The following is a 12,506-nucleotide window of genomic DNA, read 5'->3' as shown; positions in this document are numbered from 1 at the left end:
CCGTAATGCCGCGGTGGGCGTGCGCGTCCGCCCTGCCGCCGGGCCGGTTAGCCCTGCGGCATCTTCTCGAAGGTCTTCAGCGCGGTATCCATCTTGTCCCAGGGGAGAGCCCGGCTGCCGTAGGTGACAACGGTCGGATTGAATCGGCTCGGATCGTCGAGGCTTGCGGCATGGACCGTGATCGGCTCCGGCATGGCGGTGTACGTCAGGTAAACCGGAGTTCCGCAGACCGGGCAGAAGGAATGGATTTTGACATTTCCGTTGTCCGCCGCGACACGCCAGTCCCTCGTCGTGCCGGTGATGGCCACGTCCGCCCGCGACGCAAACGTCAGATAGGATCCATGACCGGTGCCGCTTCTTTTCTGGCAATCGTGGCATTGGCAGTGGTTTTCGAAGATCGGGGCTGCCTTGGCCTCGTAGCGGACCGCGCCGCACGCGCATCCGCCGGTGTAGAGAGTGCTCATCTGCTCGGTCCTTTGTTCTGGATCAGGCCGCCAGTTCGGGCGCGCGCGGCCTGGCGAAGACATCGATCGCCTGACCCGTTTCGAGGAAGGATTTCAGGCTGGAGAGGACGATCGGCCAACCCTTTTTGATGCCGTTCGCCATGCCGCTGCCGGCTTCGAGGTCGTCATGGCTGACGGTCAGCCGGACCATGGCCTCGTATTCCTCGAGCTCGAAGGTCACCCGGCTGTAGCTCGCCGGATCGGACGCCTGCGAAGCGTTTGCCCAGGTGATGACGAGACGGGTCGGCGGCGACACCTCGACGACCTTGCCGACGAGCTCGACGGTCCGTTCGTCATTAGCGCGGATGTGCTGCCAGCTCGAGCCGGGCTTCCAGTCGGAGACGTTCTCGTGGCCCCAGTAGCGCCGTGCGAGGTCCGGTTTGGTTATGGCCTCGAACACCTTTCCCGGTGTCGAGACAATATAGGTCGTGTAAGTAAAGCTGATCGTTTCCCTGGTCATTGCTACGCTCCTTTTGTTTCGCGAGCATAGGTAGATGGGGAAACCGGGTTCGTGTGAGTGACAATCTTGTCGCGAATTGCATCTGATATGAAAATGAGATGAAGGTTGACGCATGACGCGCTGGCAGCTTGCTCATGGACGGCATCTCGATCTTGGCGCGCAATCATTGCTGATGGGGATTTTGAACGTCACGCCGGACAGTTTTTCCGACGGCGGAGAATTCGACCGGCCGGAGCGGGCGCTGCAGCAGGCGCGGCGCATGATCGGCGAGGGCGCGGCGATCATCGATGTCGGCGGCGAATCCACCCGGCCCGGCGCCGGCGCCGTTTCTGCGCGCGAGGAACAATCGCGCATCCTGCCGGTCATCGAGGCGCTGTCGTCCGACGGCGACAGCCTGGTTTCAGTCGACACCTACAGGGCCGAGACGGCGCGGCTGGCGGTCGCCGCAGGCGCGCATATCGTCAACGACGTGCATGGACTGCAGCGCGAACCCGACATCGCGCAGGTCGCGGCGGAAACCGGCGCCGGCCTCGTCATCATGCACACCGGGCGCGGCCGCGAAAAACTGGCGGATGTGATCGCCGACCAGTTCCTGTTCCTGAACAGATCGCTGGAGATCGCGCGCGACGCCGGCATCGCGGACGAGCGGATCGTGCTCGACCCGGGCTTCGGCTTCGCCAAGGACGGCGAGGAAAACCTCGAGCTCATGGCTCGCTTCGGTGAATTGCGCGCGCTCGGTTTTCCATTGCTCGTCGGCACGTCACGCAAGCGCCTTGCCCGTCATCTCGTCGGCGGAAGTGACGAGGGGCGAGACGTCGGCACAGCGGCAACAAGCGTCATCCTGCGGCTGAAGGGCGCTTCGATCTTTCGCGTGCACAACGTTGCCGTCAATCGCGAGGCACTGGCATTCGCTGACGCGGTGCGCGAGCGCGAGACCGGGGAAGAGATCAGGCGGGCTCGGTGACGACGCCGATCCGTCGGTAGACGAATTGTTCGTCGTTCGAAGGAATTGCCGCAGCACGCTGGGCTTCGTCGATCAGCATGGCCATGCGCGCATGGATCGGCGATTTCGCGCAAGCCGGGTCCGTCGCGGCGGCGTCGCCGGCGATCGCCATCGCCTGGCAGCGGCAGCCGCCCCAGTCGATCTCACGCCGTTCGCAGCTGCGACAGGGCTGCTGCATCCAGTCGGTGCCGCGAAAGGCGTTGAATGCCGGCGAATCGGTCCAGATTTCGGCCAGGCTGCGCGGTCCGAAACGCTCAAAGCTGAGCGACGGGATGGTCTGTGCGGCATGGCACGGCAGCACGGTGCCGTCCGGCGCCACCATGAACGCGTCGCGCGCCCAGCCGCCCATGCACGGCTTGGGATAGATGGCGAAATAATCCGGCGTGACGAAATCGATGTTCATGATGCCGGTGAGCCGTTCGCGCGCCGCCGCGACGATCTCCGCCTGACGGTCGACCGCAGCACGCTCGGGCATCAGTTGATCGCGATTGGTCAGCGCCCAGCCGGCATACTGCACATTGGCGATCTCGAGCCGCTCCGCGCCGAGCGAGAGCGCCAGGTCGATGAATTCCGGCACTTCCTCGATGTTGTGGCGATGGATCGGCGCGTTGATGGTCAGCGGCAGCCCTGCCGCCCGTGCGCGGCGTGCCGTCTCCAGCTTCTTTTCGTGGCCGCCTTTGTGATTGCCGATGCGGTCGGTGGTCGCCTGCCGTGCGCCTTGAAAGCTCAGTTGCAGATGGTCGAGCCCGGCTTCGGCAAACGCCTCGATGCGGCCTTCGGCGATGCCGACGCCGGCGGTGATCAGGTTGGTGTAGACGCCGCGCGCCGAAAGCCCGGCGATCAATTGCTCGAGGTCGCGGCGCAGCGTCGGTTCACCGCCCGACAGATGCACCTGGAGAACGCCGAGATCGGCGGCCTGCGAGAACAGGTCGAGCCAGGTCTGTGTATCGAGTTCGCGATTGGCCTTCAGCAATTCGAGCGGATTGGAGCAATACGGGCATTGCAGCGGGCAGCGATGCGTCAGTTCCGCCAGCATGCCGATCGGAGGGAGAAGGGGCTCGCTCATAGTTTTACCAGCAGCTTGTCCGACCATTCCTGCAGGAAGGCGACGACGTCGGCAGCCACCGCCTCCTGTTCGGCGTCATAATCCGCGGCAAGCTCGGCGATGATGTGGCCGACCGTGGACCGCCCGTCGCAGCGGCGCAATATGTCGAGGCTGATGTCGTTCGGCCAAAACACCTTTTCCGGCGAGAGCACGGCGAACGCCTGCCGCACGGGATCGTACTGTATGCGCACGTGCTTCGGCAGCGACGGCACCGATCGCGGTGAAACCAAAGCTCTTTCGCGCAGCGCCATCATTGGGCTGGCTCCGGACGAAAGGCGCCGGGCGGGATGTTTCCCGGCTCGCCATAGGCGTGTTGAAGCGCGTCGAGCATGGCCCACAGTATATCGCATTTGAACACCAGCGCATCGATCGCCTGCTGCTGGCGTTCCGCCGTGTCGGCATGGCCGAGCACGTAGGCGAGGGCGAAGTCGGCGTCGCGCGAGGCCTGTTCGGGCCGTCGGCTGAAATAGGCCAGCGTATCCTCGGTGATGTAATCGTATTTGGCCAGCATCGCCGGGACCCGCTCACCGATGATGAGCGGCGAGAACATCTCGGTCAACGACGAGGCGACCGCCTCGAACAGCGTCCGGTTCGTGCAAAAGGCGAGGTAGGCGCCGACCGCGAAACGTGTCGCCGGCAGCGCCAGCCTTTCGCTCTTCACGTCATCGGCATCGAGGCCGAGCGAGGTCGCCAGATGCAGCCAGCGCGCGATGCCGCCGCTCCAGCCGTCCTCGCCGTCATGGTCCTCGATGCGTTTGCGCCAGGCGGCGCGAAACGCCGGGTCCTGCGCATGTGCGAGGATCATGGCGTCCTTGCGCGGGATGACGGCCTGGTAGCAATAGCGGTTCAGCGCCCAGGCCTGCATCTCGGTCCTCGACAGCGCACCGCTGGTCATCCTGTGATGGAAAGGATGGCGGTTGTGATAGCGCTCGGCGCCGACCTGCCGCAGCACGGCTTCGAGCTCGCTGGAGGACAGGCCGTTCCTTGCCGCGTCGCGGAAATCGCTCAAAATTCCATCTCCATGCCGTCGCGGGCGACTTCCCAGCCAGCCGCTTTGACCGCTGCGTGTTCGGCGGAATTCTCGTCGAGAACCGGATTGGTGTTGTTGATGTGGACGAAGACACGGCGGCCGATCCTCAACGCGGCCAGGCCGGCGATCGACCCATCGTCTCCCGACATTGCCAGATGCCCCATGCGCGCCCCGGTCTTTTGGCCGACGCCGGCGGCAATCATCTCGTCGTCCGTGTAGACCGTGCCATCGAACAGGACACAGGCGGCATCGGCCAGGCGCGTGCGCAGGGCCGCATCGATGCGCGCGCAGCCTGGGATATAGAAGACGCAGCCGCGGCTGCCGGCACCGCCGATACGGACGCCGATCGTGTCGCCGGCGTCGGAACTGAAATTGGCTTCCGGCCGGCTTGTTTCCTCGAGATAGAGGGCTATCTTGCCGGGCACGGGAAAACTCTCGACAGTCACGCCGGTGTCGTGGCCGTCTGCGTCGCAGATCGCCAGTTCTTCCGCCGGGGGCAAGATGCGTCGCGGCACGAGCGCCGGATCGAGGACATTGAAGATCGAATTCGCCTCCAGCGTCGCCAGAACCTGTGTCGTTGCGTAGATGGCGAAGGGCTGCCGCTCACGCAGGCTGAGCAGGCCGGCGACATGATCGACATCGGCATTGGTCAGCACCACCGCGCGGATGGGCGTCGAACGCAACGGCGCATCCTGCGCGGGCTGCAATTCAGGCGTTTGCGCAATCTGCTGGCGGATATCGGGTGAGGCATTGAAGAGAACCCAGGCGGCCCCATCCACTGACGCGGCGATGCTTGATTGGGTTCGCGAATGCACGCCAGCCATCCCGGTGCGAGCCGCGCGGCTCAGGCGATAGTTGCAATTCCACTGCGGAAAGCCGCCGCCTGCCGCCGAGCCGATGATCTTCAAGCGCATTGCAATGCCCGCTCTGCGGCTTGTTCAACCAACAGAAAATCTTCGACCGCCAATGGCTTCGCGCCCGCATTGAACGCGTCAAAGCCTTTCACGAAGACCTCGCGCGGCAAGACAGTGCGTGTCCCCGTTGCCGGGGACACGCACCTCTGCGGCCTACTTCTTGGGAGTAATTTCAGCAGGCAGATACCGCGAAATCTCGAAGCCCGCAGCAACCTGGCACATGGTCGGTTTTGTCCAGCTCTTCTTCATGGCATATCTCCTCTTCTACCAGCCCGAAGGGGCCGATCCTTTTCTCAGTCAACCATTGCTGGGCACCATTGCAATGGCTCGTCCATCAGCTCTCAAAATGGACAAATGAAACGGCAGGTTCTGAAAAGTCCAAAAACAAAGACGATCGAAAATAACAATGCTCATGCTCAATTGCTAATCACATAAGGCTTCCTTTCCTCCAGCGGAAGGTTGGCACCTTCCCATCCATCGGCGCCGGAGGGATACCAGATCACCGAACTGTAGCCCCATTCGATGGCCCGCTTCGCGGCATTCCACGACATCCAGCAATTCGTCATGCAATAGAACAGAATGGCACGCGACTTGTCGGGACCGGCTGCGGCCGCGAGGCCCTGGCGAAAATAGTTGGCGGTCTCCTCGGAGATGGCGCCGTAACCGACATTGGCCAGCCAGGTGCTGCCTGGGATGTCCTTTCTGATCGTGGCTCTCCAAATCGTTCCCGCCGGCAAATTGGCCGGCTTCGGCGTGTTCGGCATGACGTCGAAGAATACCGCCTTCTTCTCCCGCCACAGCGCCCCCGCCTCCTCCGTCGTCACGACCTTCGCGCCCTGCAGCGTCTGCGGCACCGGCGCCCGATATTCGTCCATCCGGTAGCCGCCGGGCTCGGCGATCTCGCCAGCCCACATCGGTTCGGTCAGACCCAGGAGGCCCGCAGCGACCAGCAAAATCGTCTCCTTTCCCTTCATACCGTTATCGTCATTGCGTGATCGGATTATCGTGTTCGTCGATCAGCGGCACATCGTAGTCCAGCAGGATCCTGGTGATCTCCGCCTGGTTTTCCCTGATCACCCGGTTGAGCGTCCGCTTCCATTCCTGGTCGGATGGACGCACGCCCATGGTGATGCGGTATGACATGCGCGAGCCGGTTTTTTCCTTCACCAGCGGAACGATCGTGAGATTGGCGCCGAGTTGCTTGGCATAGTAGCCGGCCATCGGTCCCCACATGACCGCCGCATCGATCTTGCCGGCGAGCATGTCCTTGATCATGACCTCCCCCATGGAAGGGGTGAGGCGGGTATCCACCGCCAGCGGATAGATTTTTGCCGTTCGCATGAGCTTGTTGGCGGCCATGTTGGCAGTCGGCGGTGTGCTTTCGACGACGCCGATCCTCTTGCCGGTGAGTTTCGGATCCTCGATGGTCTCGACGCCTTCCATGCCGTTGCCCTTGGGGTGCACCAGCACATAGGACGAGCGATAGTAGGCGTTGGTGTTCTGCACCAGTTCATCGCCCTGGGCATAGCCCATGATGATGTCGCATCGGTTGGCGGCCAGCGTGTTGCGCACGAAGCCGGCGACAAGAGGAAACCATGTATAGGCGACGGACTTTCGGCCGGTTTTCGCGGCGACCAGGTCGGCCAGCCGGTTTTCGAAGCCTTCGCCGCTCTTGTCGGTGAACGGCATGTTCGAAGGGTCGGCGCAGACGCGCAGAATGTCTGGGTCGACCAGTTCGCCCGCGGCACCAAGGCCGGCGTCCTGCGCCTGGGCGTTCGCAGGCAGCAAGGCGAGTGCGCCGAGCATCGGCAGGACAAAACACAGCTTCAACGCGTCACGGCCAATCATATCATCCACCCATGCAGGATGCTTCGGCATCCTTCGCTGCCTGTGGCTTGTCTGCTTTCTTCGGCGGCCTGCCGCGCGGCGCCGCACCGTCGGCGCGGGCACGCAGATAGACGTAGAGGTCATCCATGTAGCAATAGACGTTCTTGTTGTCGCCAAAGGCAGGCATGACATTTTCCTTGCCGCCGCCGACATTCTTGCGGCCCTCGGCGACGATCGAGATGAAGGTGGCGTAATCCATTGTTTTCAGGCTGTTGAGCAGGGCCGGCGCATAGCTCGAACCGGTGCCGTCCGGTCCGTGACAGACATGGCAATCGGAGTGATACCGGCGGTAACCGCTGAACGTGTACCAGTCGACGGCTCCGTTTTCGATCTTGAAGGTCGGATTTCCCTCCGCGTCGAAATGCTTGCCGCCTTCTTCCGCCACTGCCTTGGCTTTTTCAGCGCTGTCCTGGGCATGCGCGAGGCTTGAACTTGCCAGAGGCAGCGCCAGGGCGAGAGCGGAAATTACAATGCGAACGGACATTCAGTTACTTCCTTGATTTCTTGATTTCGCCTGCACACGGTTTTGCTGTCGTGAAGCGGCATGGATCGATGTGGGTGCGCGGCGAAATTGAGAGCCCGGTCCTGGCTTCCCGGTGATCCGGGCTCTCGCTTTTCAAGCCTTGGTCTTCTCAAAAAACCGAGGCGTGCCTATGGTTCCCGTGTTTCAGTCCGGGAGACCGAAGACGGTGAGCTGGCCGCCCAGCGTCGTGTAGTCGGCAAGTGCTGCGTAGCCACCGACCGCGCCCAGACCAGCAGTCCCAACGACCGCAGCCTCGTCGCCTTGCGCACGGCCCTGATCGACGGCGCCATGCCAGGCAGCGGCGTTGTCGGGCGAAAGCAGTCCGCCTGCCAGACCGATACCGGCCCATCCACCGACGCCGGACAGAACGGCGATATACTGCTTGCCGCCATGCTCGTAGGCCGTGATGTTGCCGATGATGCCGGACGGGGTCTTGAACTTGTAGAGTTCATTGCCGTCATGATCGACCGCCTTGATGTAGCCCTCGAGCGTGCCGTAGAAGACCACGTCGCCATCGGTCGCAAGCGCGCCCGACCAGACCGAGAACTTCTCGGGCTTGGACCAGACGATCTCGCCCTTGGCAGCATCCCAGGCAATGAAGTTGCCCATGTGGTCGGCTCCAGCGGGAGGATACATCGACACGGTGGCGCCCACGTAGGGCTGACCGGCGGTGTAGCTCACCTTGTAGGGCTCATAGTCCATGCAGACATGGTTTGTCGGCACGTAGAACAGACCGGTCTTCGGCGAATAGGTCGCCGGTTGCTGGTCCTTGGTTCCAAGCGCGGCCGGGCAGATGCCCGTCGAGTTGGTGTCTTCGCCGTTCTGCTGGGTCGAATATTTGGCGACCACCTGCGGGCGGCCGTACTGGTCGCTGCTGGGGTCCATGTTGACTTCCGTCGCCCAGTTCACTGCCGGATCGTATTTCTTGGCGACGAGAAGCTCGCCATTGGCGCGATCCATGGTGTAGGCAAAGCCATTGCGGTCGAAATGCACCAGCACATCGCGCTTGGCGCCCTTGATGTCCATGCCGTCGACAAGGATCATCTCGTTGACGCCGTCATAATCCCACTCGTCATGCGGGGTCATCTGGTAGAGCCACTTGGCCATCCCGGTATCCGCATCGCGAGCCATGATCGTCATCGACCAGCGATTGTCGCCTGGCCTCTGGACCGGGTTCCAGGTCGATGGATTGCCGGTGCCGTAGTAGATCAGGTTAAGCTTGGGATCATAGGCATACCATCCCCAAGTCGTGCCGCCACCGGTCTTCCACTGCTCGCCTTCCCAGGTGTTCGTGCCCGAGTCCGCGCCGACTGGTTTGCCGAGATGGGTGGTCTTTTCGGAATCGATCAGGGTTTCTGCATCGGGTCCCGTCGAATAGGCCCGCCAGGCAAGCTTGCCATCCGAAAGATTGTAGGCCGAGAGGTGGCCGCGAACACCATATTCGGCGCCGGAGATGCCGACGATAACCTTGTCCTTGACGACCACAGGCGCCGACGTGCCGGATTCGCCCTTTCCGCCGTCGATCTGATCGCCGTTCTTGACCGTCCAGACGACTTTGCCGGACTTGGCATCGAGCGCCACGACGGTGGTGTCGGCCTGGTTGAGGATGATCTTGCCGTCACCATAGGCGACGCCACGGTTGACCGTGTCGCAGCACATGATGCCAATAACATTCGGGTCTTGCTTGGGCTCGTATTTCCAGAGGATCTTTCCGTCATTCTTGAGATCGAGAGCATAGACGGTGTTCGGGAACGGCGCGTGGACATACATCACATCGCCGATGACCAGCGGCCCGCCTTCATGGCCGCGCAGCACGCCCGTGGAGAAGGTCCACTTGACCTGCAGGTTCTTCACATTGTCCTTGGTGATCTGGTTGAGCTTGGAAAAGCGGGTGTTGGCGTAGTCACCCGTCTGCATCACCCAGTCCTTGGGATTCTCGGCCATTTTCATCAGTTCTTCATTGGCCGACGTCATGTGGACCGCGCCGAACGACATGAGCGCCGCGGTCGTTAGTAGGTAGGCAGTTTTCGCTAATACACGCATCAAAGTCCTCCCAGGGTGCACAATGACGAATCGTCCGTTGAGCCCACCAGGGCTTGCCCAAGCGATTCATGTGGGGGAAGTATTTCCGGCAGCGTGTCACGACCTAAGCCGAATGAGCAGAGGGCACCGTTACTGCCCATCCCACCTGGCCTACGAAAGACTGTCGCCGCTCCCTAATTGACGGTGACGCCCTTGAAGCCGGAAACAGGATGAAGCTATGTCATCCCCAGAAGGAAGGCAAGAAAAATCACTTCCACCTATGTTGCACTGCAATATAGAGAAATAGATATGAAAAAATTCGGACTGAAAGCTATTGATCGACTGTGGATGAAGCGCGATTTATATAAGTGGTTAAATTTTACGTATTTTTTGGGCAAAATGTATTGATTTTTATTTGGGAATATTCGCTGGATCGTATGATTTTAAGTATGCGCGCGTAGCTTCGGGTGCCGATAGTGGAGGAGACCTGAAATCAAGCTCAGCACCAGGATTCGGAGCCGATGTTCGTGCTGTCGGGGAGGCCTTTTGCCGGCCGGGACGGCCCTGTCCTTTGGTACTATATGGCCTGCATGAGAACTTGACGGGCGTGGCGACAGGAGGCCAACTGGTGCGGTGATCCGTCTCGATCCATTGGGCTCGATCTGTCACGTTCCGCGCCAATCGGAGGTTCCCCATGATCAGATATGTCGGCTTTTCGAGCTTGCCGCTGTTGCTCACGTCGGCCCTGGCCTTCGCCAATCCGGCCGGCGCCGCCTCAGATTATCCGACGGTGACGGTTGTCGACTATGTGCTCGGCTGCATGCAGACGAATGGCCAGACACGTCGGGCGCTGGAGAGCTGTTCCTGCTCGATCGACGTCATCGCCTCGATCCTTCCCTTCGAGGACTATGAAAGGGCCGAGACCTTCAAGAGCATGTCCCTGACGACAGGGGAGCGTTCGGGACTGTTCCGCGAAAGCGCGCCGGCAAAAGCCGCAAGCACGGGACTGAAGCGCGCGCAGGCGGAAGCCGACGTGCGCTGCTTTTAGACGCTGTGTAAGACCGCCGACGGCGGCTGCATACGGTTTCGAGGCTTCAAAGCCCCGTAGCCTCCAGCGGCCATTGATTGCGAAATACCTTGCCGTCCGTATCGATCGCTTCGACCTGGATTTGGCCAGTGCCGTGCGCGGTGAAATCGAACCGGAAATTGGGATCTTCCGAAATCGATATCCCCCCTTCCATCGACAGGATCAGCCGGTCTGCCTGCGAGACCGACAGTTTCTGAACGAAATGCGCGGGGATGAAATACTGGGTCAAGGGGTTGCGCTGCAGGCCCGAATTGTTCGGGTGGCGGATCATCAGCTGCAATTCCTGCGCCTTTGTCATCGTCTCTTGCGGCGGGAATTGGCGCAGCTTCATCTGCCCCATCGTCGCTATCGCCTCGTCCTGGTTCTTGAGCGCCGGGGCGGAGCATCCGCCTGACGCCTTGACGAAGGTCTGGGCCATGTGAAGCTCGCCGCCCTGCGTCTCTGCTATGGCACGCAAATAGGAATAGTCGTCGACGCGCACGCGCGTCGACAGATGTGTCACACCGGCGTCCTTGCCGATCTCGAACGTCGCCGCTACCGGCGCTGGATTGACGTCGATGATCAAGGTGACGGATTTGATGCCGGCGGGCGCCTTGGCCGGGTCGATATAGATGTCGACGGGCACGATGGCGGCATCCTGCGCCCGCTTCGGCGCCTCGATCCTGACGACGCCGCTATCGACCAGAATCGCCCGATCTCCGAACACGTCGCCTTTCATATCCTGCCAGATCCGGTCCGAAGAGGCGGTTGTTTGCTGGGCGTTGGCGGCTCCGGAGGCGCCAAACAGCGCGCCGATGGCCAGGATGATCGCGGCGAAGATGGCTGCGAGCGGCAAGCCGAGCTGCCGGCTCCGGTAAGCGTGGTTCTGCATTTCGATGCCTCCACCAATGTCAGAGAGGTGGTGCCCAGGCCAATGTCGAGGATAGACCCTTGACGATGCGTTTGGCAAATCGATCCACCACGTCCAGCGCTCGTCGCTGTGACCTATTCCCATTCGAGTTCGGTAAAGGCGGCTGTTGCATTGCGCTCGTTGTAGTCGTCGAACAGATGCCAATTGCTCCGTTCGCTTGCGCCGGCGGTCTTGACGGCGTCGCGGAGCGGCGTCCCGTCGGCGATCGCCTTGCGAATATCGCGCGCCAGAATTTCGAAATAGCGCCGCTCTGCCATCAGCGCCTGCGGCCAGTCGGCCGGCACCGGGCCATGACCCGGCACGACGCGCGTGGCGCCAATCGCGGCGAGCCCATCCATCTGGCGGAGCCAGCCGAGCAGCGATCCGTCGAGCGTCGGCAAGGAACCGATGAAAACCAGATCGCCGGCAAACAGCGTGCGGGTCGCGCTGTCGAAGACGGTCAGGTCGTTGTCGGTGTGAGCCGCCTTCCATGCCCGCAATTCGAGCACGCGCCCGCCAAGGTCGAGCTGCAGGCGATCGTCGACCAGCATCGTCGGCGGTATGATCTCGATCCCTTTGATGAGCGCGTCGCCGATCTGTTCGCGAAAGTTCTGCAGGTAGAAGGCGCCACGCGCCTCGAGGGCGCGCGGCAGATTGTGGTGGCCGACGATGGTGGCGCCGATCTGCCGGAACGCCGCGTTGCCGAAGACATGGTCGGGGTGCATGTGGGTGTTGATCAGGTAGCGGACCGGCTTGGCGCTTATCTTGCCGATTGCGGCGATGAGGGCGTTCGCCTCGATCAGGCTGCCGCCGCTGTCGATGACGGCGATGGCGTTGGCGCCGACGACGACGCCGAGGTTGGAGATCGCGCCCTGGTTGGCGGCGCTCATCAATTCATCGACGCCCTGGAAAGCGAAAACGCCGTCGGCGACTTTCCTGAGCTTGAATTCAAGGCCGTAGGCTGCGGCGAGAGCGGCCCGCCCGAGGCAACAGGGCAGCATCGCGGCGCTGACCGCGGTGCAGGCGAAGCCGTTCACAAGCTTGCGTCGTATCCTGTCGATTGGCATGACTTCCTCCCGATTC

At 61.9% G+C, this 12,506-nt stretch carries 15 protein-coding genes; 3 read left to right on the top strand and 12 right to left on the bottom strand.

Annotation, left to right across the window (positions count from 1 at the left end; translation table 11 throughout):
* Positions 1-47: 47 nt before the first annotated feature.
* Together AC0L2A_RS14710 and AC0L2A_RS14705 are read right to left on the bottom strand one after the other, a co-directional pair.
* Complete coding sequence (locus AC0L2A_RS14710) at positions 48-464, bottom strand: GFA family protein (RefSeq protein ID WP_128180880.1); 417 nt, start codon at positions 462-464, stop codon at positions 48-50.
* A 22-nt stretch (positions 465-486) separates the two neighbouring features.
* A complete protein-coding gene (locus tag AC0L2A_RS14705; protein ID WP_473609352.1) occupies positions 487-963 on the bottom strand; it encodes an SRPBCC family protein in 477 nt (158 codons plus the stop codon).
* Positions 964-1,075: 112 nt separating this feature from the next.
* Here AC0L2A_RS14705 and folP point away from each other — a divergent pair, with 112 nt between their 5' ends.
* A complete protein-coding gene (folP, locus tag AC0L2A_RS14700) occupies positions 1,076-1,927 on the top strand; it encodes a dihydropteroate synthase (RefSeq protein WP_473609351.1) in 852 nt (283 codons plus the stop codon).
* Here the strand turns inward: folP and pqqE are convergent.
* From pqqE to pqqB, 4 genes are read right to left on the bottom strand one after another with little or no spacing between them, the layout of a single operon-like run.
* Positions 1,911-3,032: a pyrroloquinoline quinone biosynthesis protein PqqE gene (gene pqqE, locus AC0L2A_RS14695; protein ID WP_473609349.1), complete on the bottom strand. Its 1,122-nt coding sequence runs from the start codon at positions 3,030-3,032 to the stop codon at positions 1,911-1,913. The genes folP and pqqE overlap by 17 nt on opposite strands.
* Positions 3,029-3,325, bottom strand: a complete 297-nt coding sequence (pqqD, locus tag AC0L2A_RS14690) for a pyrroloquinoline quinone biosynthesis peptide chaperone PqqD (RefSeq protein ID WP_128166389.1) — start codon at positions 3,323-3,325, stop codon at positions 3,029-3,031. The genes pqqE and pqqD overlap by 4 nt, the downstream gene beginning before the upstream one ends.
* Positions 3,322-4,080, bottom strand: coding sequence for a pyrroloquinoline-quinone synthase PqqC (pqqC, locus tag AC0L2A_RS14685; protein ID WP_473609348.1), 759 nt, complete (start codon positions 4,078-4,080; stop codon positions 3,322-3,324). The genes pqqD and pqqC overlap by 4 nt, the downstream gene beginning before the upstream one ends.
* Positions 4,077-5,015: a pyrroloquinoline quinone biosynthesis protein PqqB gene (gene pqqB / locus AC0L2A_RS14680; RefSeq protein WP_473609347.1), complete on the bottom strand. Its 939-nt coding sequence runs from the start codon at positions 5,013-5,015 to the stop codon at positions 4,077-4,079. The genes pqqC and pqqB overlap by 4 nt, the downstream gene beginning before the upstream one ends.
* A gap of 220 nt (positions 5,016-5,235) precedes the next feature.
* Between pqqB and AC0L2A_RS14675 the strand changes: the two genes are divergently transcribed.
* Complete coding sequence (locus AC0L2A_RS14675; protein ID WP_023797673.1) at positions 5,236-5,373, top strand: hypothetical protein; 138 nt, start codon at positions 5,236-5,238, stop codon at positions 5,371-5,373.
* Positions 5,374-5,431: 58 nt separating this feature from the next.
* Here the strand turns inward: AC0L2A_RS14675 and AC0L2A_RS14670 are convergent, their stop codons facing one another.
* The 4 genes from AC0L2A_RS14670 to AC0L2A_RS14655 all read right to left on the bottom strand — a co-directional run bounded on the left by AC0L2A_RS14670 (position 5,432) and on the right by AC0L2A_RS14655 (position 9,468).
* Positions 5,432-5,989: a PQQ-dependent catabolism-associated CXXCW motif protein gene (locus AC0L2A_RS14670; RefSeq protein ID WP_473609345.1), complete on the bottom strand. Its 558-nt coding sequence runs from the start codon at positions 5,987-5,989 to the stop codon at positions 5,432-5,434.
* Positions 5,990-5,999: 10 nt separating this feature from the next.
* Positions 6,000-6,863: a quinoprotein dehydrogenase-associated putative ABC transporter substrate-binding protein gene (locus AC0L2A_RS14665; protein ID WP_473609344.1), complete on the bottom strand. Its 864-nt coding sequence runs from the start codon at positions 6,861-6,863 to the stop codon at positions 6,000-6,002.
* 1 nt (position 6,864) lies between these two features.
* Complete coding sequence (locus AC0L2A_RS14660) at positions 6,865-7,386, bottom strand: c-type cytochrome, methanol metabolism-related (RefSeq protein WP_473609342.1); 522 nt, start codon at positions 7,384-7,386, stop codon at positions 6,865-6,867.
* Positions 7,387-7,569: 183 nt separating this feature from the next.
* The gene (locus AC0L2A_RS14655; protein WP_027151294.1) at positions 7,570-9,468 is read right to left on the bottom strand and encodes a methanol/ethanol family PQQ-dependent dehydrogenase; all 1,899 of its coding nucleotides are present in this window, start codon (positions 9,466-9,468) and stop codon (positions 7,570-7,572) included.
* 673 nt (positions 9,469-10,141) lie between these two features.
* Here AC0L2A_RS14655 and AC0L2A_RS14650 point away from each other — a divergent pair.
* Entirely contained in the window at positions 10,142-10,495 is a 354-nt protein-coding gene (locus tag AC0L2A_RS14650) for a hypothetical protein (protein WP_023797678.1), read from the top strand.
* 46 nt (positions 10,496-10,541) lie between these two features.
* Here AC0L2A_RS14650 and AC0L2A_RS14645 read toward each other — a convergent pair whose 3' ends face one another.
* Positions 10,542-11,405 carry a quinoprotein dehydrogenase-associated SoxYZ-like carrier gene (locus AC0L2A_RS14645; RefSeq protein WP_473490814.1) on the bottom strand — a complete coding sequence of 288 codons (864 nt, stop codon included), beginning with the start codon at positions 11,403-11,405 and terminating at the stop codon, positions 10,542-10,544.
* A 113-nt stretch (positions 11,406-11,518) separates the two neighbouring features.
* A complete protein-coding gene (locus AC0L2A_RS14640; protein ID WP_473609341.1) occupies positions 11,519-12,490 on the bottom strand; it encodes a quinoprotein relay system zinc metallohydrolase 2 in 972 nt (323 codons plus the stop codon).
* Between the last annotated feature and the right edge of the window lie 16 nt (positions 12,491-12,506).

The sequence above is a fragment of the Mesorhizobium sp. WSM4844 genome (assembly GCF_055811775.1).
Note: the sequence above shows the minus strand (reverse complement) of the source record. Positions and strands in the feature narration are given on the sequence as shown.

Excerpts from the sequence above, each read along its gene's own strand:
- AC0L2A_RS14640 (WP_473609341.1), bottom strand. The coding sequence starts at position 12,490 with ATGCCAATCGACAGGATACGACGCAAGCTTGTGAACGGCTTCGCCTGC.
- AC0L2A_RS14670 (WP_473609345.1), bottom strand. The coding sequence starts at position 5,989 with ATGAAGGGAAAGGAGACGATTTTGCTGGTCGCTGCGGGCCTCCTGGGT.
- AC0L2A_RS14705 (WP_473609352.1), bottom strand. The coding sequence starts at position 963 with ATGACCAGGGAAACGATCAGCTTTACTTACACGACCTATATTGTCTCG.
- AC0L2A_RS14645 (WP_473490814.1), bottom strand. The coding sequence starts at position 11,405 with ATGCAGAACCACGCTTACCGGAGCCGGCAGCTCGGCTTGCCGCTCGCA.
- AC0L2A_RS14665 (WP_473609344.1), bottom strand. The coding sequence starts at position 6,863 with ATGATTGGCCGTGACGCGTTGAAGCTGTGTTTTGTCCTGCCGATGCTC.
- pqqB (WP_473609347.1), bottom strand. The coding sequence starts at position 5,015 with ATGCGCTTGAAGATCATCGGCTCGGCGGCAGGCGGCGGCTTTCCGCAG.
- AC0L2A_RS14660 (WP_473609342.1), bottom strand. The coding sequence starts at position 7,386 with ATGTCCGTTCGCATTGTAATTTCCGCTCTCGCCCTGGCGCTGCCTCTG.
- pqqE (WP_473609349.1), bottom strand. The coding sequence starts at position 3,032 with ATGAGCGAGCCCCTTCTCCCTCCGATCGGCATGCTGGCGGAACTGACG.
- AC0L2A_RS14650 (WP_023797678.1), top strand. The coding sequence starts at position 10,142 with ATGATCAGATATGTCGGCTTTTCGAGCTTGCCGCTGTTGCTCACGTCG.
- AC0L2A_RS14655 (WP_027151294.1), bottom strand. The coding sequence starts at position 9,468 with ATGCGTGTATTAGCGAAAACTGCCTACCTACTAACGACCGCGGCGCTC.
- AC0L2A_RS14710 (WP_128180880.1), bottom strand. The coding sequence starts at position 464 with ATGAGCACTCTCTACACCGGCGGATGCGCGTGCGGCGCGGTCCGCTAC.
- pqqD (WP_128166389.1), bottom strand. The coding sequence starts at position 3,325 with ATGATGGCGCTGCGCGAAAGAGCTTTGGTTTCACCGCGATCGGTGCCG.
- folP (WP_473609351.1), top strand. The coding sequence starts at position 1,076 with ATGACGCGCTGGCAGCTTGCTCATGGACGGCATCTCGATCTTGGCGCG.
- AC0L2A_RS14675 (WP_023797673.1), top strand. The coding sequence starts at position 5,236 with ATGGTCGGTTTTGTCCAGCTCTTCTTCATGGCATATCTCCTCTTCTAC.